We start from the raw sequence: 2,161 nt of genomic DNA, 5'->3' as shown, positions 1-2,161 counted from the left end.
TAAAAAGCGAAACATTTATAATGAGATTCTGCATTGAATCATATTAAATCATTGACGCAAATCTTAAATTTTTGTTAAAATAGCCGATGTTGTAAGTAGAATAATTTTACAAGGAGGAAACAATGTTAAAGAAAATTCTTAGTATTGCGGTAATGAGTAGTTTATTTTCAAGTGGTGCATTGGCAGAGGATTTGTTGGCAAAAATAACCAATGGTGCATTAAGTGATACAAGTAAGGGTGTAAGGCTCTTAAGCGCAGAGGAGGAAAAGCAGGTTGTAGGGGGGTATGTGGTAGCAGACTTTGGCTCTGGAAATGAATGGTATGGAATAGCATTATATACAGCAAATGAATTACAAAAAGGGGGTTTATGCGGTTTAGGCATTGAAAATTGCGCTGCGCCAAGTGCTGGAAGATTGCAAGACTATGCAGAAATTGTGAATAACACAATAGGCTTTTTCCCTGTTTATATAGTAAGAAGAAGCATTAAGGTTTCCGATTTGGGACGCCCTTATGTTCTTTTTAATTATCAAGTCGGAATGCTTGATACAAATATGCAACTTTACAAGTTTGGCTCTACAACCTCAAGCATTTATTTAAAAAACAATTTGGTAATTAAGGAGCTACAAAATCATTTTAAAACAAGATTTGAATCTAATCTTGGTGGTTGGTATGCAAGATAATCTTAATTATCTTAAATAACGCAAAGTGAGGTGCTAAATGATTATAAGTCAAACTCGCAATTATGATAATTTTATGCAAGATAATAAGGCATTGCAACAAACCTCTAATGCCAATCAAATTGCAAATCAGAAACACAATTTGACTTCCAATAAAACAGAGGCGGTTAAAGAAGTGCTAGGTTATGGTGTAGATAGTGAGGGATTCTTTACGAGTGATTTAAATGAAGCAGCAGGGATTCCAAAGGATTATAAAATCTATGCAAAGGACATTGAAAACTTTGTAAATTATCATCAAAACAGAAGCGATATTCTCGCTACACACAATCAGGTGGATATTGCCAAGAGCCTAGCAAATGCGTATAAAGCTTTTTCTCAACTCATTCCACAAAGCCAAAGCCCGAGCTTCTCTAACAAAGAGTTAGAGAATATGCCCTATGCTTTCAAAATGGATAGCAATTATAATGTTACACAAACCTACACTTATGCAGAATATCAAAGCGCATTAAACAAAGATGAGAGCGGAATATTACTTACCTTTAATACCTTTGATAGTAGAGGTTTTAGCAAAATCAATGCAGAAACAATTTTTAACCAAGCCGACAATGTAAGCATTAATAAATATGCGTATCAAAACGCTAATGGTATAGCCAAAGGTGGTGTTTTGATCGCGTTTTTGAATAATTCTAGTTTATTTTTTAATGTCAATCAGTTCCTAGAGGGAGAAACTAAGATTCTTGGTAAAATTATAGGGCTTGACAAAAATATCAGTGAAAAAGAGCTTGAAAATTTTAAAGGCTTTATGAATGCAAACAAGATTCAAAGTGCTTTTGGTGAAAATAATGATTCTTGGAATACGATAGAGGAGCAGTTGTCGTTGCAATATTATATTAAAAGAAGTGAAGCAACAGGGGATAAAGACTTATTCAAAGAATCTTTAAGTTTCGCGCAAGAATATCAAGAAATGATTGATTCTAGTATGAGTTTAGAGGAATTTAAAGAAAAATATCTTGACTTTAAAGAAAGGCACGAGGAATTTGTAAAAAAACTTAAAGAAAAAGAAAATATTTTATCCCAAAGTGAAAAACAAAATAGCAATGAGGAAACAGAATTGGGAAGTAAAAACAAAAAATTTAAACCAATCCAAGTAACAAGTAAAAGCGAAACTTATCAAGATACGAGCTTTTTAAACACTTTAGATTTTATTAAAAGTCAGCAGAAGCTAGAACAAATCTTAATGCTCTTTAGAGAAAGGAGTAAAGGGAGCTTGGATATTCAAGGTCTAAAGGGCTATTTTGCAACTTCACAAAAAAGACTAGATACAGAGGCTTAAGGGATTCTATAAAAGAGAATCACAATAATAAAACTTTATACTTTACTTTTGTTAAAAAGCGAAACATTTATAATGAGATTCTGCATTGAATCATATTAAATCATTGACGCAAATCTTAAATTTTTGTTAAAATAGCCGATGTTGTAAGTAG

General features: G+C 32.5%; 2 protein-coding genes. Both read left to right on the top strand.

Annotated features, from left to right (window positions below):
• Nucleotides 1–122 precede the first annotated feature (122 nt).
• A complete protein-coding gene (locus tag Q1553_RS08355) occupies nucleotides 123–680 on the top strand; it encodes a bacteriocin (RefSeq protein WP_115550631.1) in 558 nt (185 codons plus the stop codon).
• A gap of 37 nt (nucleotides 681–717) precedes the next feature.
• A complete protein-coding gene (locus tag Q1553_RS08350; RefSeq protein WP_297570335.1) occupies nucleotides 718–2,010 on the top strand; it encodes a Cj0814 family flagellar-dependent secreted protein in 1,293 nt (430 codons plus the stop codon).
• Nucleotides 2,011–2,161 lie beyond the last annotated feature (151 nt).

The organism is Helicobacter sp. UBA3407, assembly GCF_949747025.1.
Lineage (GTDB): Bacteria > Campylobacterota > Campylobacteria > Campylobacterales > Helicobacteraceae > Helicobacter_D > Helicobacter_D ganmani.
The sequence above is the reverse complement of the archived record's forward strand: the minus strand, read 5'-3'. Positions and strand labels throughout refer to the sequence as shown.